Source organism: Rhodococcus sp. IEGM 1318 (assembly GCF_033142465.1).
Taxonomy (GTDB): domain Bacteria; phylum Actinomycetota; class Actinomycetes; order Mycobacteriales; family Mycobacteriaceae; genus Rhodococcus_F; species Rhodococcus_F qingshengii_B.
The window spans coordinates 243353-264683 of record NZ_JAWLSC010000009.1 but is presented as its reverse complement, the minus strand read 5'-3'; the positions used below and the strand labels follow the sequence as shown (position 1 = coordinate 264683).

The 21331-nt window shown below is 64.0% G+C and carries 18 protein-coding genes and 1 riboswitch; of the genes, 9 read left to right on the top strand and 9 right to left on the bottom strand.

What is annotated here, in order from left to right:
- Positions 1–19: 19 nt before the first annotated feature.
- The gene (gene cobG / locus R4P65_RS21670) at positions 20–1162 is read right to left on the bottom strand and encodes a precorrin-3B synthase (RefSeq protein ID WP_317828054.1); all 1143 of its coding nucleotides are present in this window, start codon (positions 1160–1162) and stop codon (positions 20–22) included.
- A 74-nt stretch (positions 1163–1236) separates the two neighbouring features.
- A riboswitch (cobalamin riboswitch) is annotated at positions 1237–1322 on the top strand.
- 63 nt (positions 1323–1385) lie between these two features.
- Here cobG and cobN point away from each other — a divergent pair.
- Positions 1386–5006, top strand: coding sequence for a cobaltochelatase subunit CobN (cobN, locus tag R4P65_RS21665; protein WP_317828053.1), 3621 nt, complete (start codon positions 1386–1388; stop codon positions 5004–5006).
- Between the two features lie 33 nt (positions 5007–5039).
- Here the strand turns inward: cobN and R4P65_RS21660 are convergent, their stop codons facing one another.
- Positions 5040–6674 (bottom strand): GMC oxidoreductase, encoded by a 1635-nt coding sequence (locus tag R4P65_RS21660; RefSeq protein WP_317828052.1) that lies wholly within the window; start codon positions 6672–6674, stop codon positions 5040–5042.
- A 239-nt stretch (positions 6675–6913) separates the two neighbouring features.
- Here R4P65_RS21660 and R4P65_RS21655 point away from each other — a divergent pair, with 239 nt between their 5' ends.
- Positions 6914–7294: a PPOX class F420-dependent oxidoreductase gene (locus R4P65_RS21655; protein ID WP_317828051.1), complete on the top strand. Its 381-nt coding sequence runs from the start codon at positions 6914–6916 to the stop codon at positions 7292–7294.
- 7 nt (positions 7295–7301) lie between these two features.
- On the opposite strand, the gene R4P65_RS21650 is transcribed toward R4P65_RS21655, so the two are convergent.
- From R4P65_RS21650 to R4P65_RS21635, 4 genes are read right to left on the bottom strand one after another with little or no spacing between them, the layout of a single operon-like run.
- Positions 7302–8207: an epimerase gene (locus R4P65_RS21650; protein ID WP_317828050.1), complete on the bottom strand. Its 906-nt coding sequence runs from the start codon at positions 8205–8207 to the stop codon at positions 7302–7304.
- On the bottom strand, positions 8207–9568 hold the full coding sequence (locus tag R4P65_RS21645) for a metallopeptidase TldD-related protein (protein ID WP_317828049.1): 1362 nt from the start codon (positions 9566–9568) through the stop codon (positions 8207–8209). Before R4P65_RS21645 ends, R4P65_RS21650 begins: the two co-directional genes overlap by 1 nt.
- Positions 9565–11085, bottom strand: coding sequence for a TldD/PmbA family protein (locus R4P65_RS21640; RefSeq protein ID WP_317828048.1), 1521 nt, complete (start codon positions 11083–11085; stop codon positions 9565–9567). Before R4P65_RS21640 ends, R4P65_RS21645 begins: the two co-directional genes overlap by 4 nt.
- Positions 11086–11115: 30 nt before the next feature.
- Positions 11116–11883 (bottom strand): TSUP family transporter, encoded by a 768-nt coding sequence (locus R4P65_RS21635; protein WP_030536361.1) that lies wholly within the window; start codon positions 11881–11883, stop codon positions 11116–11118.
- 38 nt (positions 11884–11921) lie between these two features.
- On the opposite strand from R4P65_RS21635, the gene R4P65_RS21630 reads away from it, so the two are divergent.
- Complete coding sequence (locus R4P65_RS21630; RefSeq protein ID WP_317828047.1) at positions 11922–13085, top strand: sensor histidine kinase; 1164 nt, start codon at positions 11922–11924, stop codon at positions 13083–13085.
- 57 nt (positions 13086–13142) lie between these two features.
- Entirely contained in the window at positions 13143–13802 is a 660-nt protein-coding gene (locus tag R4P65_RS21625) for a response regulator transcription factor (protein WP_317828046.1), read from the top strand.
- A 62-nt stretch (positions 13803–13864) separates the two neighbouring features.
- On the opposite strand, the gene R4P65_RS21620 is transcribed toward R4P65_RS21625, so the two are convergent.
- Positions 13865–14524 carry a hypothetical protein gene (locus R4P65_RS21620; protein ID WP_317828045.1) on the bottom strand — a complete coding sequence of 220 codons (660 nt, stop codon included), beginning with the start codon at positions 14522–14524 and terminating at the stop codon, positions 13865–13867.
- 249 nt (positions 14525–14773) lie between these two features.
- Here R4P65_RS21620 and R4P65_RS21615 point away from each other — a divergent pair, with 249 nt between their 5' ends.
- The 3 genes from R4P65_RS21615 to lnt are packed head-to-tail and all read left to right on the top strand — an operon-like array spanning position 14774 to position 18587.
- Complete coding sequence (locus R4P65_RS21615; protein ID WP_317828044.1) at positions 14774–15334, top strand: FxsA family protein; 561 nt, start codon at positions 14774–14776, stop codon at positions 15332–15334.
- Between the two features lie 12 nt (positions 15335–15346).
- On the top strand, positions 15347–16981 hold the full coding sequence (locus tag R4P65_RS21610; protein WP_317828043.1) for an amidohydrolase: 1635 nt from the start codon (positions 15347–15349) through the stop codon (positions 16979–16981).
- 37 nt (positions 16982–17018) lie between these two features.
- Positions 17019–18587 (top strand): apolipoprotein N-acyltransferase, encoded by a 1569-nt coding sequence (gene lnt, locus R4P65_RS21605; RefSeq protein ID WP_317828090.1) that lies wholly within the window; start codon positions 17019–17021, stop codon positions 18585–18587.
- 51 nt (positions 18588–18638) lie between these two features.
- On the opposite strand, the gene R4P65_RS21600 is transcribed toward lnt, so the two are convergent.
- Positions 18639–19034, bottom strand: a complete 396-nt coding sequence (locus tag R4P65_RS21600; RefSeq protein WP_317828089.1) for a RidA family protein — start codon at positions 19032–19034, stop codon at positions 18639–18641.
- A gap of 134 nt (positions 19035–19168) precedes the next feature.
- Between R4P65_RS21600 and R4P65_RS21595 the strand changes: the two genes are divergently transcribed.
- Positions 19169–20143, top strand: coding sequence for a helix-turn-helix transcriptional regulator (locus R4P65_RS21595; protein ID WP_317828042.1), 975 nt, complete (start codon positions 19169–19171; stop codon positions 20141–20143).
- A gap of 65 nt (positions 20144–20208) precedes the next feature.
- Entirely contained in the window at positions 20209–21039 is an 831-nt protein-coding gene (locus tag R4P65_RS21590; protein ID WP_317828041.1) for a hypothetical protein, read from the top strand.
- Between the two features lie 10 nt (positions 21040–21049).
- On the opposite strand, the gene R4P65_RS21585 is transcribed toward R4P65_RS21590, so the two are convergent.
- Positions 21050–21226 carry a hypothetical protein gene (locus R4P65_RS21585; protein WP_317828040.1) on the bottom strand — a complete coding sequence of 59 codons (177 nt, stop codon included), beginning with the start codon at positions 21224–21226 and terminating at the stop codon, positions 21050–21052.
- Between the last annotated feature and the right edge of the window lie 105 nt (positions 21227–21331).

Below are 21331 nucleotides of genomic sequence, written 5' to 3'. Positions count from 1 at the left end.
GTGCCACACGATAGAGGCATCACCGATCGGCCGGATTCACCCGGTAACCGTCACCCGTCGCAATCACATCCGCTACGTCCCCGCGGGGACGTCCGCAGCTGCGGTCGCACCCGGCCCAGTGCTGGCGCCCGACGACGGGCAGTTCTGCCTGCTCTACCGCGGTGATGGCGTCAGTGCGCACATCGGCGAGCGACTTCTCGCATCCCGGGCTTCCGGTGCAGGCGGTGACCTCGAGCCACGGTGAGTTCTCGTCGAAGATCAACCCCATGGGTGCCAGCACCCGGACTACCTGCTCGGCTGCCCATTCGTCGAGGTCGAAGATATGCACCGATCGCCAGGGCGTCACGACGACGGGCTTGTCGACGGCGGCGAGGAACTCGGCCAGCCGAGCGTCGAGCAGCCCGAATCGCAGGCCGCCGCCCAGAGCTACGGTCCCGTCGCGCTGCTCGAGCCAGCCGATAGTGGGCCGTGCATCCGGCGTGAGGTCCGCCGCAACGGTGGACTCGGCGCTCAGACCCAGCTGCTCGAGGGTGCGTTCGATTCCGTCCGGAACCTCGGCCAGGCGCCAGTGCTTGTCGCGAACGTCGAGGAATGATCGAGCCGCCTCGAGGAGCAATTCGACGGCGTCATCTGCATGTACGCGGTGAGTGGTGTGGTGACCGGCGAGCACCAGGGAATGCTCGGTAGCGCTGTGCGCATGGAGTCCGAAATCGCCCCGCAGTCCGGTGATGTCTCCGCGCCCGTCGTCAAGGGTGAACAGGGTTCGCCCCGGCAGATCGGCCAATGCCTGATCCGCCTGAATGGCCGAATCGAGACGGTGGACCAGTTCACGAATGTCGGCGACGCCCCCGATACGGCCGGACAGTGGGGACGCGAGGATGTTGCGCACTCGTTCGTGCGTCGCGGACGGCAGCAGACCGGCCGAAGCGATACGCGCCGCGAAGGCTTCGGGGTCCGAGACCGAGCGCAGTTGTACGTTGCCCCTCGAGGTGAGTTCCATCTGCCCGTTGCCCAGATCGCGCGCCGCGTCTGCGAGCGTCTGCAACTGGGTGGGGGTGAGGAGTCCGCCGGGTAGGCGCACGCGTGCCAGTGCGCCGTCGGCGGCGTGGTGAACTTGCAGTGCACCCGGGCACGCGTCTGGCTGTGAACGGTCCGTGGGCATGGCTCCAGGGTACGACCTGTCATGAGTGCTTTCTGCGGACCGGTAGCATCACCACCACCAGTGACGGCAGTTGAGGAAACCGGTGAAAGTCCGGTGCGGTCGCGCCACTGTGAGTGTTGCTCGAGCGGGACGTGTTTCCGCTCGGAAACACGAGTCAGACCCTCAACCGCCGTCGATGACAGATCTGTGCCACGGGGCGCGAAACCCCAGGAAGGCTTCACCCGTGATTCTTCTGCTCTCCACGTCCGACACCGATCTGCTGAGCGCCCGCGCCAGCCAGGAAGCCGGCGACGGCGTCTCCTATCGCTGGGCCAACCCCTCACGCTTGCTGGTCTCGGAGGACTTGCCGCCCTTGCTCGACGGCGTCGACCTCGTGATCGTTCGTATCCTCGGCAGCCGTCGCAGCTGGGAAGACGGCCTGGACATGGTCCTCGCCTCCGGACTCCCCGTAGTCGTTCTCGGCGGCGAGCACGCGCCGGATGCCGACCTCATGGAGTGCTCGACGGTTTCCGCCGGTGTCGCTGCCGAGGCGCACAACTACCTGGCCGAGGGTGGCGCACAGAATCTGGCACAGCTGCACCACTTCCTGTCCGACACCGTCCTGCTCACCGGCCACGGGTTCGAACCGCCGGCCCACCTGCCTTCCTGGGGAATCGCTGATTTCGCGCCCGATCTCGACTCGGCGACCGGTCCGGTCATCGCAGTTCTGTACTACCGCGCCCAGCATTTGGCCGGAAACACCCGGTACATCCAGGCGTTGTGCGACGCGGTCGCCGAGGCCGGTGGCACCGCGCTGCCGATCTACTGCGCATCTCTGCGAACCGCAGAAGCCGAACTTCTGAGCACGCTCCGCCGCGCCGACGCCATGGTCGTGACAGTTCTTGCTGCCGGTGGCACGAAGCCCGCGACCGCGTCCGCCGGTGGCGACGACGAAGCCTGGGATGTCGCCGCACTCGCTGCGCTCGACGTCCCCATCCTGCAGGGCCTGTGCCTGACCAGTAGCCGCGCCACCTGGGACGAGAACGACGACGGACTGTCGCCTCTCGACGTTGCGACCCAGGTCGCGGTGCCGGAATTCGACGGCCGCATCATTACCGTCCCGTTCTCCTTCAAGGAAATCGACTCCGACGGACTGTCCACGTACGTCCCCGACGTCGAGCGCGCTGCCCGTGTCGCCGGGATCGCGGTCCGTCACGGCAAGCTGCGCCACATTCCCACCACCGAGCGTCGCGTTGCTCTGATGCTCTCGGCGTACCCGACCAAGCACGCCCGCATCGGCAACGCCGTCGGTCTCGATACTCCGGCGAGCGCAATCGGCCTTCTCACTGAAATGCGTTCTGCCGGTTACGATCTCGGTCCGGTCGACGGTCCGGACGCAGTTCCCGGCCTGGCGGCGAAGGACGGCGACGCGCTGATCCATGCCCTGATCGCGGCCGGCGGACAGGATCCCGACTGGCTCACTGCCGAGCAGCTCGAGGGAAATCCGATCCGAATCTCGGCAGCGAAGTACCGCGAATGGTTTGCCACGTTGCCCGAAGAGCTGCGCAGCGGTGTCGAAGAGCATTGGGGCACAGCGCCCGGCGAGCTGTACGTCGACCGCTCACAGGATCCCGACGGCGAAATCGTCATCGCGGCACTGCGTTTCAACAACATCGTGCTCATGGTTCAGCCGCCCCGGGGATTCGGCGAAAAGCCCGTCGCGATCTACCACGATCCGGATCTGCCGCCGAGCCATCACTACTTGGCGGCCTACCGCTGGATCGCGGCGACGCCTGACGCTGGTGGATTCGGCGCCGACGCGGTTGTGCACCTGGGCAAGCACGGCAACCTCGAATGGTTGCCGGGCAAGACACTCGGCATGTCCAGCAACTGCGGCACCGACGCAGCGCTCGGCGACCTGCCGCTGATCTACCCGTTCCTGGTCAACGACCCGGGTGAGGGAACACAGGCAAAGCGTCGTGCCCACGCGACGCTCGTCGATCACCTGATCCCACCGATGGCCCGCGCCGAAAGCTACGGCGACATCTCCCGTCTCGAGCAACTGCTCGACGAGCACTCCAACATCTCCGCACTCGACCCGTCCAAGCTGCCGGCCATTCGCCAGCAGATCTGGACGCTGATGCGTGCTGCCAAGATGGACCACGACCTCGGCCTCGCGGAGCGGCCCGAAGAAGACGTGTTCGACGACATGCTCCTGCACGTCGACGGTTGGCTGTGCGAGATCAAGGACGTCCAGATCCGCGATGGTCTGCACATTCTCGGCCGCGCTCCCGAGGGCGACGCCGAAATCGAACTGGTCCTCGCCATGCTGCGTGCCCGTCAGATGTGGGGTGGCGAACAGAGCGTTCCCGGTCTGCGTGAGGCTCTCGGGCTCAGCGAAGACGGCGACGAGTCCCGCAGCCGTGTCGACGATATCGAGGAAAAGGCACACGCTCTGGTTCGCGGCATGTACGACGCCGACTGGAACCCCGCCGCCGCCGAAGACCTCAGCGACGACGAGACCGTCGTGAAGATCCTGCAGTTCGCCGCCACCGAAGTGGTTCCACGCCTCCGACAGACGAACAACGAGATCAAGCAGGTCCTGCATGCGCTTGACGGCGGTTTCATCGCGGCCGGTCCGAGCGGCTCGCCGCTGCGCGGCCTGATCAACGTGCTTCCCACCGGTCGCAACTTCTACTCGGTCGACCCCAAGGCAGTTCCGTCGCGTCTGGCGTGGGAGACCGGTCAGGCGATGGCCGAGTCGCTCGCCGCTCGCTATCTCGCAGATCACGGCGAATACCCGCGCTCGGTGGGTCTGTCGGTGTGGGGAACCGCAGCCATGCGTACCTCCGGCGACGACATCGCCGAAGTGTTTGCGCTCCTCGGTGTTCGCCCCGTCTGGGACGAAGCAAGCCGACGCGTCGTCAACCTCGAAGTCATCGATCTCGAAGAACTGGGCCGACCGCGCATCGACGTCACCGTCCGCATCTCCGGATTCTTCCGTGATGCGTTCCCACATGTGCTCGCATTGCTCGACGACGCCGTTCAATTGGTGGCAGCGCTGGACGAGACGGACGAGCAGAACTACGTGCGCGCTCACGCACAGGCGGATCTCGCCGAGCACGGCGACGCCAGACGTGCGACCACCCGCATCTTCGGTTCGAAGCCCGGAACTTACGGCGCCGGCCTGCTGCAACTCATCGACTCCAAGACCTGGCGCGGTGACGACGACCTCGCCGAGGTGTACACCAACTGGGGCGGCTTCGCGTACGGACGTGGGCTCGACGGAATCCCGGCAGCCGACGACATGCGCAGCGCATACCGTCGAATCAACGTGGCGGCCAAGAACACCGACACGCGTGAGCACGACATCGCCGATTCGGACGACTACTTCCAGTACCACGGCGGCATGGTTGCCACCGTGCGCGCGCTGACCGGGAAGTCACCCGAGGCGTACATCGGTGACAGCACTCGGCCGGAATCGGTTCGCACACGCACACTTTCGGAAGAGACCGCACGTGTCTTCCGGGCGCGCGTGGTCAACCCCCGCTGGCTCGACGCCATGCGCCGTCACGGGTACAAGGGTGCATTCGAGATGGCGGCCACGGTCGACTACCTCTTCGGGTACGACGCCACCACCAACGTCGTCGCGGACTGGATGTACGAGAAGCTCGCCGAGACATACGTTCTGGACGAGCAGAACCAGAAGTTCATGACGCAATCCAATCCGTGGGCCCTGCACGGAATCGCCGAGCGACTTCTCGAAGCCGCCGAGCGAAACATGTGGGAGCACCCCGAGCAGAAGACACTCGACGGCTTGCGTCAGGTGTACCTCGAAACCGAAGGCGAACTCGAGGGGGAGTGAGCCAACGGTTTCGAGGTCGGGCGCTGACGGATGTCAGCGCCCGGACTTGATGATTTCTGCGATGTTGCGTTCAGCCAACGCGGTGATGGTCAACGCCGGGTTGACCGTACCGGTACTGCCGGGGATTATGGCGGCGTCCATCACGTACAGGCCGTCGTACCCCTTGACTCGTCCGTAGCCGTCGGTGGCCTTGCCCATCACAGCACCACCGAGCGGATGCGCGGTGAACGAGGCGTTGACGTCCTTCGCGAACGGCAGCGCCGATGGCAGTGCGGTGCCGGCGAACGCCATCTTGTTCTGCACCGCGCGCAGTGCCTCGACGGTGGTGTCGTTGCCGTTCTTCGGCCAGTTCAGTGTGACGCGATTGGAGCCTTCGTCGTAGCTGAAGTCCGCACGCTGCGGATTGAGGGTCATTCCCAGGCTTCCGAGCATGCCGATGTTGAGTGGCAAGCCGGGGACGTACCAGTTTTCCATCGTCAGCGGCATCCCGGATTCGTCGACGATGCGCGACGCCGATGGTGATGCCTGAGCGAGGCCGTCGCTGAATCCGAACGAGCGCACCATCGCGGCGTCGCCGTTGGTTCCCCAGCCCTTGCCGATGTGCTCATTGAGGTTCGGAAGCGTTCCGGTGGCTTGGGCGCGGACGAGTAGTTCGGTTGTGCCGATCGATCCGGCACCGAGGAAGAGTTTGTCGCAAGTAATGGTTTTGCGGGCCAAGACCTTTCCGGCCGGATCGGTGGATTCGACATCTACCGTGTAACGGCCGCTCGTCTCTCGTCCGATGGACAGCACCTGATGGCCGTAGCAGACCGTGGCCCGGCCGGTAGCCTCCGCCGCAGGTATGTAGTTGAGGGTGAGGTCGAATTTCGCCCCGTTGGAGTTACCCATGTTGCTGTCGCCGACGGTGGCCGATGCACGACTTTGGCCGCGGAGTTCCGCGCGGACGACATCCCAGTCCCAGATTCCGTCTATGCGCTGCGGGTTGTAGCCAGCTTTGCGGGCATCCTGATCCCAACGCCGGGAGTGTCCGAATTGCGGGCTCTGGTAGATATCCTCGGGCATCGAGCTCAATCGCAGCATTTGGCGGACTTTGGGGTACCAGGTGGCATTCATCTCGTCAAAGCTGAGTGAGCTACCGAAGACGGCGTCGAAGAACCGTCGTTCCGGGGCGATCATCACACCGGTGAAGATGATCGAACCGCCACCGACGGCTGCTCCGCGCCAGACCGAAATATTCTTGTAGTCCGTGGCGTCGAGAACGCCTGGGAAGTTGTCGCAGAAGACGGGAAATCCCGTGAGGTTGGTGAAGGACGTGCGATGAAACAGTCCGCGCCCGTCGGCGAGGGCGTCCGAGGTGTGGATCTCTCGTTGCGGATCGCGGGGCCAGCGGAGCCCTCGTTCGAGGATCGTGACCTGAGTACCGCTTTGGGCCAGTCGAAGTGCGGTTGCGCTGGCGCCGAATCCAGAACCGATCACTATGGCTTCCGTATGTTGCGCCGGAATCGGAGACGGGACGAAGAGCTCCGGAACAAGGCGGCGGTAGTACGAATTGCCCATGGGCAATTCGCGCGCAGGTGCGGCGTGAACGGTTGGCGTCGACGCAAGCGGTGCAACAGCCGCTACGGCAGCTCCGATCCCTGCGGTTCTCAAGAAATCCCTGCGTTGCATTTCTGAATCCAACTCCCACCAGTTCGTGCCCCGGGAGCGGATCACTTCCAGGGTCAATCAGTTAGTTGCGTAAGAATAACTGTTTCCCGCAAACCTGATGCGCATTGGATCTGTGAGGTGTCGCACCGTTCGAAAAGATTGTGCATATGGGATATTTCGCCATTTTCGGAGATTGATTGCTGAACAGTCACCAGATATCGCACTTATCGTCGGACTGAAGCCGCAACTATCCTCGAAGTGTGAACCCCGACTTCAAGCGCGTCTCCGAGGCCAAGTACGTCCTACTCACGACCTTCCGCAAGGACGGGACGCCAGTGGCGACTCCGCTCTGGGCCGCGCTGGACGGCGACACGCTGCTGATGTGGACCGTCGCCGACTCCTACAAGGTCAGGCGCATCAGGCGAAACCCGTCAGTCACCGTCGCTGCGTGTGACGTTCGGGGAAATCCGAAGGGTGAACCGGTTGCCGCCGTCGCCGAGATCCTCGACGGACCGGGCACCGATCATGCTCGCGACGCGATCGCGCGTCGCTACGGAATCCTGGGTTGGATCACCATGAAAGGCAGTCTCCTTCGCCGCGGCAAGACCGGAACGATCGGACTTGCCATCACTGCAGCCTGACCGAGCATCAGTTGCCGAGTAGATCGTCCAACGCTGAATCGAACCGCGGATAGGTGAATGGGAAGCCGTTGTTCGCCAACACTTTCGACACGGCATGCCGACCCGTCAGGCCCAGGGCAGCGTCGCTGCGCAGAAGGAACGCGCCGATTCTGACCATGAACGCGGGCGTCGGCGGCGCAGGTGGGCGATGAAGGTGCTTGCGCAGCCCGCCCATCAGTTCTGAGTTTCGGACGGGATTCGGAGCCGTCGCGATGACCACACCTGAGGCAGCTGAATCGGGTTCCAGGGCCCACCGCACGATCGACAGCCAGTCGTCGATGTGAATCCAACTGGTCCATTGACTACCCGAGGCAACGCGTCCACCCAGCCCGAGACGCACGAGCAACAGGAGTCGTTCGAGTGCCGGCGTGCCTTTTTCCAGGACGACGCTGGTCCGTAGGATCACTACTCGTGACGTGTTGGCGCCCTCGACCGATGCCTTCCAGTCCTTTGCGACGTCGGTCATCTGAGGCGGCCCGTCAGCGAGAGGAGAATCCTCGTCCAATCGGGTCTCACCCGCATCGCCGTAGATCGCGAGCGTGCTCGCCTGGATCCACACCGGAACAGGGCTCGCCAGTAGTTTCGACGCTTCGACCAGCGCGCGGGTCGGATCGACTCGGGAACTGGTGAGCAATGCGATGTTTGCAGGTGTGGGTCGGCGATCGACCAACTCGCCGGCCAGATTGATCACCGCAGCGCCATCGAGTTCTCCCGCCCAGTCGCCTACCGTGACGCCGTCCCACTCAACCTGCCTGTGTCTGCCGGGTTTCGGTGACCGAGTCAGAACCACGACGTCATACCCGCGGTCGGCGAGATCGTCGCTGATCCGGCGGCCGAGAGCGCCGGTGCCACCGGCGATCACGACCTTCGCCATCACTGTGCCTGACTGACCGAGGACATGTGGAAATCGGGAATCCGCATCGGCGGCATAGCCGTTCGAGTGAACCAGTCTTTCCACTCGCGGGGGAGCGTGATCTCGGTGCGGCCCGCCTCGGTGACCCGCCGCAGGAGATCGAGGGGGCTCTCGTTGAAACGGAAGTTGTTGACGGCGCCGACGATCTTGCCGTCCTCGATCAAATACACACCGTCTCGCGTGAGTCCGGTCAGTAGCAGAGTCGCGGGATCCACCTCGCGGATGTACCAGAGGGTCGTGAGCAGCAGTCCCTTCTCGGTACCCGCGATCATGTCCTCGATCGAGGTGTCGTCACCACCGGTCAGGATGAGATTGTCGCCGGGAACTGCGACGGGTCGACCGAATTCTTGGGCAGCGTGGCGCGGGTATGCCAGCGCATTGACGACGCCGTCTCGGACCCAGTCGACGGGTTCGATCTCCATGCCGTTGTCGAACAGTGAGACGGATTCGCTCGACGACGTCGTGATCACGAACGGCGCGGACTGCAAGCCCTCGGCGCCGGGGTCGGAGGTCAGCGTGAGTGGCAAGGAACCCAGTTTCTCACCGATCCGCGTGCCGCCGGTGGAGGAAAGTGCGGTGTGCCCCTCTTCGGCGCCGCGGCCCTCCATGGTCCACATCAGATAGATCATCAGGTCCGCGACAGCCGACGGCGGAAGAATCGTCTCGTAGCGGCCGGCAGGCAGGCTGACGGAATTGCCCGCCCAGTCGAGTCGAGTGGTCAATTGCGACAACAGGTTCGGTATCGAGATATCGCTGAAATCGACGGTCCCTGATCCGACCCAGGCACTCGCGTCGCCGCGCTTACCGTTGATCTCCACGGAGCCGGTCGCTTGAGCCGTTCTGCGTCGCACGCCCGTCGAAGATCCGAGCCAGGTGGTGTGCATCTGGTGGTGGGCGAACCCGAACAGCTGGTCACCGCCGTCGAAGGCCGTGGACAGGTCGGCAGCCAACTGCGCGAAGACACCGATGTCGGTCAGGGCGGGCGGCAGGTCCCAGTCGGTCTCGGCCGCGGATTGGGTGATCAAGTCGGATGCGTCGTCAGCGGGAGTGGCTGTGCGAGCAGCTTCTTCGCTTGCCTGCACGAGCGCGGAAATCTGCTCCGGATCGACGCTGCTGGAACTGACAGTGCCCACCTTCGCGATGTCACCTTCGCGCACGATCGAAATCACCGTCCACGTCCGGGACAGTGAGACTCCGTTGGTGGTCATCGAATTGTTGGCCCACCGGAGCGACGCCTCACTCGCGTCGGTCACGATCACCAACGATTCGTCTACCGTCCTCGCAGCCAATGCACGCTCGACGACTTGCTGCGGATCGATCACTGCTGAGCCTCCGAACGAGTGTTGAGGATGTTGACTCCGCGGAACATAGCGGACGGGCAGCCGTGGCTGACCGCCGCAACCTGGCCGGGCTGCGCCTTGCCGCAGTTGAATGCGCCTTGCAGCCGCCAGGTCGACTCTCCGCCGACGGCTTCCATCGAGCCCCAGAAATCCGTTGTCGTCGCCTGATACGCCACGTCACGCACCTGACCGTCGAGCTTTCCGTCACGGATCTTGAAGAACCGCTGACCGGTGAACTGGAAGTTGTAGCGCTGCATGTCGATCGACCAGGACTTGTCACCGACGACATAGATGCCGTTCTCGACTCGCGAGATCAGGTCTTCGGTCGACGTGTCCGTAGAAGGGTCGGGGGAGAGCGAGACGTTGGCCATACGCTGGATGGGAACGTGATGTGCGGAGTCTGCGTACGAGCAGCCGTTGGAACGCGTCAGTCCCAGTCTCGGCGCGAACACTCGATCGAGTTGATATCCGACCAGTGTTCCGTCGGCGACCAGATCCCACCGTTGAGAGGCGACTCCGTCGTCGTCGAATCCGACGCTGGCCAGGCCGTGCTCTTCGTTTCGATCGGCGGTTACGTGCATGAGTGGCGTTCCGTATTTCAGGGTTCCCAGCTGGTCCGGCGTCGCGAACGACGTACCGGCGTAGGCCGCTTCGTAGCCGATTGCCCGGTCGTATTCGGTGGCATGCCCGATGGATTCGTGGATCGTGAGCCACAGATTGGTCGGATCGATCACGAGGTCGGTCGGACCCGCTTCGACGGTCGGTGCCTTCGTCTTTTCGGCCAGCCACTCCGGTATCTGGGCGAGCTCCTCACCCCAGTTCCACGTGCTCTCCGCCCCGAGATACTCCCATCCGCGCCCTACCGGCGGAGCCAAGGTACGCATCGATTCGAAGCTGCCGGCCGACTTGTCGACGGCTGTCGCTTCGAACTCGGGGTGCAGACGCACCCGTTGCTGGGTGATCGACGAACCGGCCAGATCCGCGTAGAAGGTCTGTTCTTTGACCTGGAGGACGCTCGCCGTGACGTGATCCACGCCGTCACCGGCTTGAAGCCGCCCGGAATAGTCGACCAGCAGGGCTACCTTGTCGGCCGTCGGTGTCGTGAAGGGATCCTCGAGGTACGGAGACACCCACGTCGCGTCGGCGTAGACGGGCTCGTCGGCGAGGGTGACCGGATCCCGATTGAGCGAGCGCAATGCCTTCGCGACCTCGACCGCTTGGCGTGCCAACGCAGCCGCGACGTCAGGGGACACCTCGGCGTGCGAGGCGAACCCCCACGTGCCGTCGACGATCACGCGGACGGCGACCCCGATCTCGTCTCCGTCGGACACCGCCTGAACTACGCCGTCGCGCAAGCGGATCGACTGTGTGAGCACGCGGTGGACACGAACATCGGCGTGCTGGGCGCCGGCTGTTCTCGCTGCCGACAGCGCCGCATCAGCGACAGCTCGCAGCGGGAGGGCGAGGAAATCTGCATCGACATCTCGGGTGACGGTCACGCACACGACGCTAGCCGACGACCGCCGATCTCAGCCGAACTGCTGCCATCCGAGGCGAATCACCATGGCGATCACGACAACCAACAGCGTGATCCGCACAAACCCGGATCCCTTGCTCAGCGCCATCCGCGAACCGATGACCGCGCCGAGAACGTTGCAGACTGCCATCGCCAAACCCAAACTCCACCAGACATGCCCGGTGACGGCGAAGTAGGCGAGCGCGCCGAAATTGGAACCGAGATTGATCACCTTCGCCATCGCTGCGCTCCGAACGAATTCGGTTCCGAGGAAGGTCGCGAAGCTGATGATGAGGAAGGTGCCGGTGCCGGGTCCGAGCAGACCGTCGTAGAGGCCGATGAGTCCGGCGGAGAGCAGCAGGACGAGGACGGTCTTGCGCTGCGTCGGACGATGAGTCGCGATCGTGGTGCCCAGCGTCGGACGCATGGTCACGAAGACGGCGACGGCGACGAGGACGACCATCACGATCGGAATGAAGTACTTCTTGTCGATCAGCGAAACGGCCGCCGCCCCGCACGCGGCCGTCACCGCAGCCAACGCGGCTGCCGGCGCCATCTGCCGCCACTCCATCGGGATTCGACGGGAGAACGTGTACACCGCAGCACTCGTCCCGGTGAATGCCGTCAATTTGTTGGTGGCCAGTGCGGCCTGCGGGGTCAATTGCGGGGCGACCAGAAAGAGCGCGGGCAACAGAATCAATCCGCCGCCGCCGACGACGGCGTCCACCCAACCCGCCGCCGTCGCTGCCGTCATCAGCAGTCCCCAATCAGCAATATCCACGGCGGTGACTCTTTCACAGCTGTGACACTCTTGAGCACATGCGGAGGTTCAGCCTGTGGCTGCGAGGAAAGCCGATGATCGCGGACAGCGCTCTGGCGCTCGTGTTCTTCGCGCTCGAAGTTGTCACGTTCGTGAGCTCACCTCGCGAGGAACGATGGCCTCAGCTCGTCGTCGGATTTCTGATCTGTCTGCCGGTCGTGTGGCGTCGCAAATTTCCCCGCACCTCCGCAGCGGCCATATTGTCCATGTCGTATTTCGCGACCCTGGTGATGTGGGCGACGGGGGACCCAGCTGCGGAACATCCAGGACTGCTGGCACTCGGCGTCTCGCTCTACACCCTCGTTGCTTACGTCGATCGGCGCACCGGGGCAATCTTTGCGTGCTTCCTGGCCGTGGACATGTCTCTCTCGTTGCTCGTGATCCGCGAAGACGTGATCCTCACGATCATCATCGCGACGCTGCTCTATGCGCTCGCCTGGATCACCGCCGAGTTCTTGAGCGCGCGGCGCGCATACGACGAGGAAGTGGCAGCCAGACTCGAAGTGGCCGAATACGAACGGGATCGGCGCGCCGAGGATGCGGTGGCCACGGAAAGAACGCGGATCGCCCGCGAACTCCACGACGTCGTTGCACACGCGGTCAGTGTGATGATCGTCCAAGCGGACGGAGCGTCGTACGCGGTCGAATCCAATCCGGCGTTGGCCAAGAAAGCGCTGGGCAATATCTCCAGCACGGGACGCGACGCCCTTGCCGAACTTCGCCGGACGGTGTCGCTTCTGCGTACCGAGGTCAGTAGCGACGCGATGCCGCAACACGGAACGGCCGGTATTGCCAAGGTCGTCGAGATGATGCGTGCAGCCGGACTCGGTGTGCGCCTCGAGCTGACCGGTGAACTCGACGACGTCAGTCCGTCGGTCAGCTTGGGCATTCATCGCCTCGTCCAAGAGTCCCTGACCAATGTCCTCCGGCACGCCGGCGCAAATCCGAAGGCACGAGTCACCGTGCGCCGCACCGAAACCGCGGTGCTGCTCGAGGTGGTCGACAACGGAACGTCGAGTTCGACCTTCTCTCACGGTTCGGGGAACGGACTGGTCGGCATGCGTGAGCGGGTGGCGGTACTGCACGGGACACTCGAGACCGGCCGACGCCCCGACGGCAGTTGGCGTGTGTACGCGGAACTACCACTCGAGATCCACGATTGATACTGGCTGGGATCAATCGCGTTGGCACCGACGTCTCAGGCCCGATAGGTTTACGCGGTGCCCATCACCGTGCTGTTAGTCGACGATCAGGAACTCATGCGGATGGGCCTGAACATGGTGCTCGAAGCACATGAGGACATCTCGGTCATCGGTGAGGCCGGCGACGGAGCCGCGGCGGTCGCAGCTGCGGTGGCGCTGGAGCCTGACGTCGTGTTGATGGACGTGCGGATGCCGATTGTCGACGGAGTGAAAGCCACGGAGCAGATTCTTGCCTCCGGGATCGAGTCTCGAGTCCTGGTGATGACGACGTTCGACCTGGACGAACACGCGCTCGGCGCCTTGCGAGCCGGAGCGAGCGGATTTCTTCTCAAGGACACCCCGCCCGAGGATCTGGTGTCGGCCATCCGCAGCGTGGCAGCCGGTGACGCGGTTGTTTCCCCGAAGGTGACACGTCGTCTGCTGTCGAGGTTCATCGTGGACGGTCCGGCGCCGCGACGCGATCCGGTTGTTCTCGACGTCCTGACCGAACGCGAACGCGAAGTCCTCGGACACGTGGCCACTGGCCTGTCGAACATCGAGATCGCACAGCAGCTGTACCTGTCCGAATCGACTATCAAGTCGCACGTCGGACGCATTCTCACGAAACTCGACCTGCGTGATCGTGTGCAGGCAGTGGTGCTGGCCTACGAGACCGGACTGGTGACTCCGGGCGCGTAGGCCAGCTGCCGGTCAGGCCGCGAGCGCTTCGCACTGCTCAGAGATCGAGCGCTTGGCTCTGCTCAGGCATCGAAGGCGCCCACTGTGGGGAGCACGATGCAGGACTTTCCGTCCGCGTAATCGACATTGCCGAACAGTGCGGCAAATACCTTGCCGTCACCGGTGTCGACGACCTTCGAGAGCAATGGCGTATCGAGTACCGGTAACCTCTCGTCCAACGGGACGATCCCGCCCTTGAACGTGCCGACGTTGATCCAGGCGACACTCAACCCTGAGGTCTTGGGAATGCCCACGTAACCCGGGATTGCCTGGAAACGAAGGTGATCGGCCTCGACCCACGGCGGCAAGGGGAAGTTCGGACCGGCCTGCGCGGAGCTGAGCGTGACGGTGACAGGCTCGCCGGCGATGCCGCACCCGACCGTCGGTGCCGGGTACATGAACGACTGAGGCTTCGTGACGCCGATGTCGGGGATATCGAGGGCTGCGGTGATCTGGTCGGCGCCTGCCGTGCCGATCAGCTGCTGAACAGCAGCAGAGGCTTCGGGGGAGATGGCTGCGGCCTGGGCGATCAGCGCAGCAATAACTTCGGGTGCAACCGGTTCTGCGGCGGCGGTTCCGGCGCTCATCATCGTGCTGCCGGCGGTGAGTGCCACGACGGCGGCGGTGCCGGCGAGGGCGGCCGGGATGCGTCGGGCGAATGTCTTGCCGGGGAGTCGGCTCATGTCGGGCTCCTTCATTTCATGAGGCCGGAATATGCGGCCCGAAGTGACTTGACCATGTCCAGAGTCTCAACGTCAACTTGAGGTTTAGAATCGTTAGCGGAGCGTTAGTTAACGCCAGGCAAGTCGACGGCGCCCCGCGGAGGCCCCATGTGACTCACGGCACCCGTCTGTTTGCAGGTCTGCATCGTTGTCGGGAGAAAAACCGGCCCCTCGAGCGTTGAACGGGTAGACCGTCTGAAAGGGGACGTCATGATCGCCGCCGTATTCCTCCTCTACGTGATCGTCGAGATCGCCGCATTGGTCATCGTGGGCAACGCCATCGGTGTCGCCTGGACCGTGCTGCTGTTTCTCGCCGGATCGCTTGTCGGATTGATCCTCATGCGTTCGCAGTGGCGACGGGTCATGGACGGATTCCGTAAGGCCACGCGGGGTGAGGGATCGCCGTCGCTGGCGGTCGCCGACGGCGCCTTGGTCGCGGCCGGCTCCGCATTGATGTTCGTACCCGGGCTCGTGACTTCCGTTCTGGGCCTGCTGCTTCTGATTCCGCCGACCCGCTGGGCACTGCGCCCGCTTGCAGTCCTCCTGGCAGGCAAGCGCGCAGCAGCATTTGCTGCCGGTGGTGACGCCTTTGCCGGAACCGTCGGCTACGCGGCGCGGATGCGCGGAAACGGCGAGGTGATCGACGGCGAGATCATCGTCGAGACACCCGAAACCACCGAATACGTAGCAAGCAACGGCAAGGAACTTGTCTTTGAGGGTGAGATTCTGGACACGGATACACCCACCCGTTCGCGGGGGCCGCAGTACTAACAGGCAGACTGGGTGCTCGTGACTACTCGTCTGCTGGTCAACGGCCGGATCTACAGTTCATTTGCACCTGACGCGACCTCGATCGCCATCACCGACGGCACCGTCGTGTGGGTGGGCGACGAGCGCGCCGGACGGGCGTTGCACCCCGCCGCTGAGATCGAAGACCTGGGCGGTGCGTTTGTCACTCCAGGGTTCGTCGACACCCACGTCCACATCACCGCGCTGGGACTCAATATCGTCGGCCTCGATCTCGTGGGTGCGAACTCTCTGGACGAATGCCTCTCGCGAGTACGAACATTCGCAACCGCGAACCCCGAAACTGCCCATCCCGACGCAGTCATCTGGGGACACGGTTGGGACGACACCGAATGGGCCGAGCAGACGCCGCCGTCGACCGCAGATCTCGACGCGGCCGCACCTGGCCGCAAGATATACCTCTCGCGGATCGATGTTCACTCGGCCGCGTGCTCGAGCGCATTGCGCGACGGCATCTCCGGCCTCGCCGACACCGCTGGATACTCAGCCGAGGGCCCGTTGACGTTCGACGCACACCACCTGGCGCGCAATGCGGCTCGGAACCTGCTGACCGAATCTCAGCGCGCGTCTGCTCGTACCGCGGCGCTCGATCTGTGCGCCTCCCGCGGGATCGTCGCAGTGCACGAGTGCGGGGGACCGGACATCTCGGGATTGACCGATTTTCAGGAACTCCTGGCCCACGATCACGGCGTGGAGGTTCGGGGCTACTGGGGTGAACGCGTCGACAGCGAAGAGGACGCGCGCGCACTCCTCGACAAGACCGGTGCACACGGACTCGGCGGGGATCTCTTCATCGACGGTTCTCTCGGTTCACACACCGCCTGGTTACTCGAACCCTATGCAGACCAACCTGATTCGACAGGAAATGCCTACCTCGACGTCGACGCGATCGCCGCACACATCCGGGCCTGCACCCTCGCGGGTGTCCAGGCCGGATTCCACGCCATCGGTGACGGCGCCGTGTCGTCGGCAGCTGCCGCGTTCCGGCGAGTGGCCGACGAACTGGGTGGCCCCAAGGTCGCCGCACTGGGTCACCGCCTCGAACATGCGGAGATGATGTCGATGGCCGACGCGGAAACCTTTGCCGCCTTGGGCGTCATCGCGAGTGTCCAGCCGGTGTTCGACGCACTGTGGGGCGGTACCGACGGCCTGTACGCGACACGTCTGGGCCTCGACCGCGCGGCAGCGCTGAACCCGTTTGCACCCGCAGCCGGTAAGGGAGTCTCACTCGCATTCAGTTCCGATGCGCCAGTCACCCCGATCGAGCCGTGGGCGATGCTGCGCGCCGCTGTTCAGCACCGCACCGACGGAAGTGGGATTTCGCCGCGTGCGGCCTTCTCCGCCGCAACACGCGGTGCCTGGCGCGCGGGCGGAGTGCGGGACGGCGCCGCGGGAACGCTCAATCCGGGTGCACCGGCCTCCTACGTGTTGTGGGAGGCAGGCGAACTCGAAGTGAGTGCACCGGCCGATTCGGTTCAGCGATGGTCAACGGATCCGCGCTCGCGAGTACCCGCTCTGCCCAGGCTGGCGGAAGATGCGCCGATTCCGGTCTGCATCAAGTCGGTGCATCGCGGACGCGTCGTCTATCAGCGCGGCTCGTCGAGTGAGTGAGGCCGGCGCAGAGGCGCCCAGCAGTGATCGCTCCCGCGTGAGCGCTGTGCTCACCGGTTCGGCGTGGCTACGTTCGCTGTACGCAGCAGCAGGCGGATTCTTGATCTTCGCCGGGTTCCCACCTCGTCCGTTGTGGTTTCTGGCGCCAGTCGGGATCGCTCTTCTGACGTGCGTGTTGACGAACTTCGGTCGCGGCGGACTGCGTCTTCGTGCCGGCTTCGGTTACGGGTACCTGGCCGGTCTCGGATTCCTGGTGCCGTTGCTTCCGTGGATCGGTGTGTTCGTCGGCGCGATCCCGTGGATCGCGTTGGCCGCGGTGGAGTCGTTGTTCATCGGACTGTTCGGGTTGCTGGCGGTCCTGGTGGCGAGGTTGCCTTGGGCACCGTTGTGGATTGCCGCGACCTGGACGCTTACCGAGTGGCTTCGTTCCAGCGTTCCTTTCGGCGGATTTCCCTGGGGCAGGCTCGCATTCGGTCAATCCGAAGGGTGGCTCCTCCCTCTTGCGAGTGTCGGCGGTGCGCCGCTGCTCAGCTTCGCGGTGGCCCTGACCGGTACCGGCTTGGCAGCAGTCGCCGTCGCTATCGCAGCCAAGCGATGGGACCGAGGATTCTTCGGAGCCGTTGCCGCCGCCCTCGTTCCCGTGATCATTGCCCTTGTGGCGTCGCCGTTCCTGGCCACCATGGATTCCGGCGACCGAACGATCACCGTCGCCGCGATTCAGGGAAGCGTTCCGCGGTTGGGCTTGGACTTCAATTCGCAGCGCAAGCAGGTCCTCGACAATCATGTGAGCGAAACCGTGAAACTTGCCGCCGAGGTGGACGCGGGCCGCGTCGATCAGCCTGACGTCGTGATCTGGCCGGAGAACGCCTCGGACATCGACCCCCTGCGAAACGCCGATGCCGCCGCCGACATCACCAGAGCCTCCGAAGCGATCGGAGCGCCGATTCTGGTCGGCACCGTACTCGTGAATGCCGATCGTACGACCACCAATTCAGTGATCGTGTGGGACGGCGCCAATGGGCCTCAGGAACAGCACGACAAAAAGATCATCCAGCCGTTCGGCGAATACCTGCCCTACCGAGGCTTCTTCCGGAACTTCTCCTCCTACGCCGATCGCGCGGGTAATTTCGTACCCGGCGAGGGCAACGGTGTTGTCCACGCAGCGGGTGTGCCGATCGGCGTCGCGACCTGCTACGAGGTGGCGTTCGACCGAGCGTTCCAGGAATCGGTGCGCAACGGTGCGCAACTGCTGGCGGTACCGACCAACAACGCCACCTTCGGGGACACCGAGATGACGTATCAACAGCTGGCAATGTCTCGTGTGCGTGCAGTCGAGCACGGCCGCGCGGTGGTCGTTGCTGCGACCAGTGGTGTCAGCGCGATCATCGGTCCCGACGGCGCGGTGACCTCGCAGACCGAACTGTTCGTGCCTGCCGCCCTGGTGGCGAAGGTGCCGCTCTCGACCAGCACCACCTTCGCCACCCGAGTGGGCCCGGCGCCGGAAATCGTGCTCAGCATCATCGCTGTCGGAGCGATTGCCATGGCGGTGATCGCCAGGCGCCGAGACAAGGCCGAGTTACCTGCCGAAAAGACGGCAGCAACCTGAGCCTCGGGAATCACTCCCCACCAATAGGGAAGGCAAATAGGGAGGGCCGCATCATGCGACGGCAGTCCCCTCGAGTTCGACCATTTGACCCGGGATTGCCAGCCGAACCACGCCGAGCATCGTCGTGGTTGGTGCGACCCCGGCTGCGGCAAGCCGTGAGGCCAACATGCCGTAGTGCGTGAACAACGCGTCCACATCTGTGGTGTAGACGTTGAGACGGACCAGGTTTGCCAGACTCATACCGGCCTCGGCGAGCACTGCCTCCATGTTGTCGAGGCTGAGCGCCACTTGCGCTGCCATGTCGCCTTCATTCCGAGGTCGACCGTCTTCGCTCATCGACGTCTGGCCCGAGATGAACAGGGTCCGAGTCTGCCCGGAGACGATTTCACCTTGGTTGAATCCCATTTCCGCCGACCACGTCACCGGGTTGACTGCCGTTCGTTCCATTGCCACGTCGACTCCATTCGATTGTCCGAAAAACGTATGGTCGGGGGCTTGACAGCCGCCATCTCCACCGTCGTGGAAGAAGCCTGTCAATAAATCACGACACCCTCTGTCATGTATTTCGGTAGATTTTCGGAATGCGTGCTGATCGGTTGGTCTCGCTCGTGCTGATACTGCGCCAACGGGGCCGTCAGTCCGCGGACGCACTGGCACGTGAGTTGGAGGTTTCCACACGTACCGTGTTGCGCGATATCGAGGCATTGTCTGCAGCCGGGGTGCCGGTCTACGCCGAACGCGGTCGAAACGGAGGTTTCGAGCTGCTGCCCGGTTTCCGAACCGAACTGACCGGACTCAACCACGACGAGGCACTCGCACTGCTGACCGCGGGATCGGCGCGTGGCGAGCAGGTTTTCGGACTCGGCTCGGAGCTTGCCTCAGCCATGCGCAAGGTCGTCGACGCGCTACCCGAAAGCAATCGAGTTGTCGCGGACATTGCAGCCCAGCGGTTTCTGATCGACCCCGAGAAGGATCTGCTCTCACGGCGGTCGGCCACCGAGGAAGTGCCCGACGCGATCTTGATCGAGGTCCGGCGTGCGGTACTTGCCGGGCACAAGCTGCGGATCCACTACGCGGCGGTGAACCGGGCGCCGAAGTGGCGCACGGTGGATCCGGTCGGCCTGGTCACGGTGCGCGGCAAAGGCTACCTGTTGACCGTGACCTCGGGCGCTGACCGGACTTATCGGTTGTCTCGGATTCTGGCCGCAGAGGAACTCGCCGAACTCGCTGAGCGGCCGGCCAGTGTCGATCTCGAACAGATCTGGCAGGAACGCAGTACGCGCTTTCGGGCGGGCGGAGACCAGGTCGCCGTGCGGCTGCGGCTGGATCCGGCACGCAGGGAGGAATTGGTAGAGACGGCGCTGGGCGTGCATGCCGAAAGTGTCGGAGACGACGGATGGCTGCGGATGGAGGTTACCTTCCAAGATTCGCGACATGCCGAATGGGCGTTGTGGCAGCTTGGCGTCGATGCGGAGGCGTTGACCCCGCAGTCGCTGCGGATTGCCCTGTTGAGCCGTGCCGCCGCAGTGGCGGAAAGCTACCGCGACTCGTCCTGACGCTTCGGGGGCCGTCTTCGCGGGTACTCGCTGTGCCACCCGTTCCAGCGCAAAGGCGGCGTTCCTTGACCGAGCCCGAGAAGACCCAGCCACAGAAGACCGAGCGACAGAATGCAGTTCGTAAAACGAGCGTGGTCGATGCGGTTCTGCAATCACCGCTCGCGGGCCTGTCGCCGTGGATTCTGCTGTCTTTGCTCTCCGGGCCGGGAAGGTTCGAGGAATCCGCAGCTGCCGCGCTGGGGTTGTCACTGCTGATTTTGGCGGCCAGTCACCGGCGCGGTGGCACCGTGAAGCTGTTGGAGGTCTTCGACGTCGCGTTCTTCGGCGTTCTGGCGGCCATCGGGCTCCTCGCGTCGGCGAACACGATTCGGTGGTTCGAACTCTGGGGAGGCGAACTGACCAACATCGCACTGGTGGTCTTCGCCTTCGGGTCGATTCTGCTCCGCAATCCTTTCACTTTGCAGTACGCGAAAGAGTCGACGCCCGAAGAGTATTGGACGACGCCGTTGTTTCTGCGCATCAACTACGTCATCACGGCAGTATGGGCGCTCGCCTTCACCTGGTCGGCTGCGGTGGGCTTGTTCGGAGATGCACGACTGCACGACAGTGACAACTTCTGGACGGGATGGATTCTGCAGTTGCTCGGAACCTTCTTCGCGATCTCGTTCACCGAGTGGTACCCCGAGTACGCGCCGAACAAGGCCGCTCAGGCGCAGGGCCTCGACACCGAACCCCCGCAGCCGATTTTCAGGCTCTTAGATTTTCTGCCGGTGTTCACAGCCGTGACCGGAATCGCCGGGCTGGTGACCGACTCCGTTTCCGTGACTGCAGGCATCACGTTGATCCTGGTCGGCGTTTTCGGATATCTGGCGATGCGAAGATTCACGGTCGACTAGAAGGTCGCAGTCATCGCGCGACGACGGGAACCTGGTGCACGATTGTTTCGGTGACCGGCACAGTGTTGACCGCCTCGATCGCATCCCACTTGTACTGGCCGCATGTGCCCTGGGGAACGAGCGGCCGCATACCGTACCCCCGGTCGTCCGCAAGCCACACGGTTGGCGGAACAGGCTGGTCTGTCATGCACGAGGGATCCCGAGGGTCGGAGGGCACTCTGAAGGCGGACAGTACCGCCGACAGATCGCCCCTACGATGCTGCTCAACCCAGCCGACCGTGTGACCGCCTCC

Bases quoted from the DNA above. Each gene is read 5' to 3' on its own strand.
- cobG (WP_317828054.1), bottom strand. From the start codon at position 1,162: ATGCCCACGGACCGTTCACAGCCAGACGCGTGCCCGGGTGCACTGCAA.
- R4P65_RS21660 (WP_317828052.1), bottom strand. From the start codon at position 6,674: ATGCAACGCAGGGATTTCTTGAGAACCGCAGGGATCGGAGCTGCCGTA.
- R4P65_RS21650 (WP_317828050.1), bottom strand. From the start codon at position 8,207: ATGGCGAAGGTCGTGATCGCCGGTGGCACCGGCGCTCTCGGCCGCCGG.
- R4P65_RS21630 (WP_317828047.1), top strand. From the start codon at position 11,922: ATGCGGAGGTTCAGCCTGTGGCTGCGAGGAAAGCCGATGATCGCGGAC.
- R4P65_RS21620 (WP_317828045.1), bottom strand. From the start codon at position 14,524: ATGAGCCGACTCCCCGGCAAGACATTCGCCCGACGCATCCCGGCCGCC.
- R4P65_RS21615 (WP_317828044.1), top strand. From the start codon at position 14,774: ATGATCGCCGCCGTATTCCTCCTCTACGTGATCGTCGAGATCGCCGCA.
- R4P65_RS21600 (WP_317828089.1), bottom strand. From the start codon at position 19,034: ATGGAACGAACGGCAGTCAACCCGGTGACGTGGTCGGCGGAAATGGGA.
- R4P65_RS21595 (WP_317828042.1), top strand. From the start codon at position 19,169: ATGCGTGCTGATCGGTTGGTCTCGCTCGTGCTGATACTGCGCCAACGG.
- R4P65_RS21585 (WP_317828040.1), bottom strand. From the start codon at position 21,226: ATGACAGACCAGCCTGTTCCGCCAACCGTGTGGCTTGCGGACGACCGG.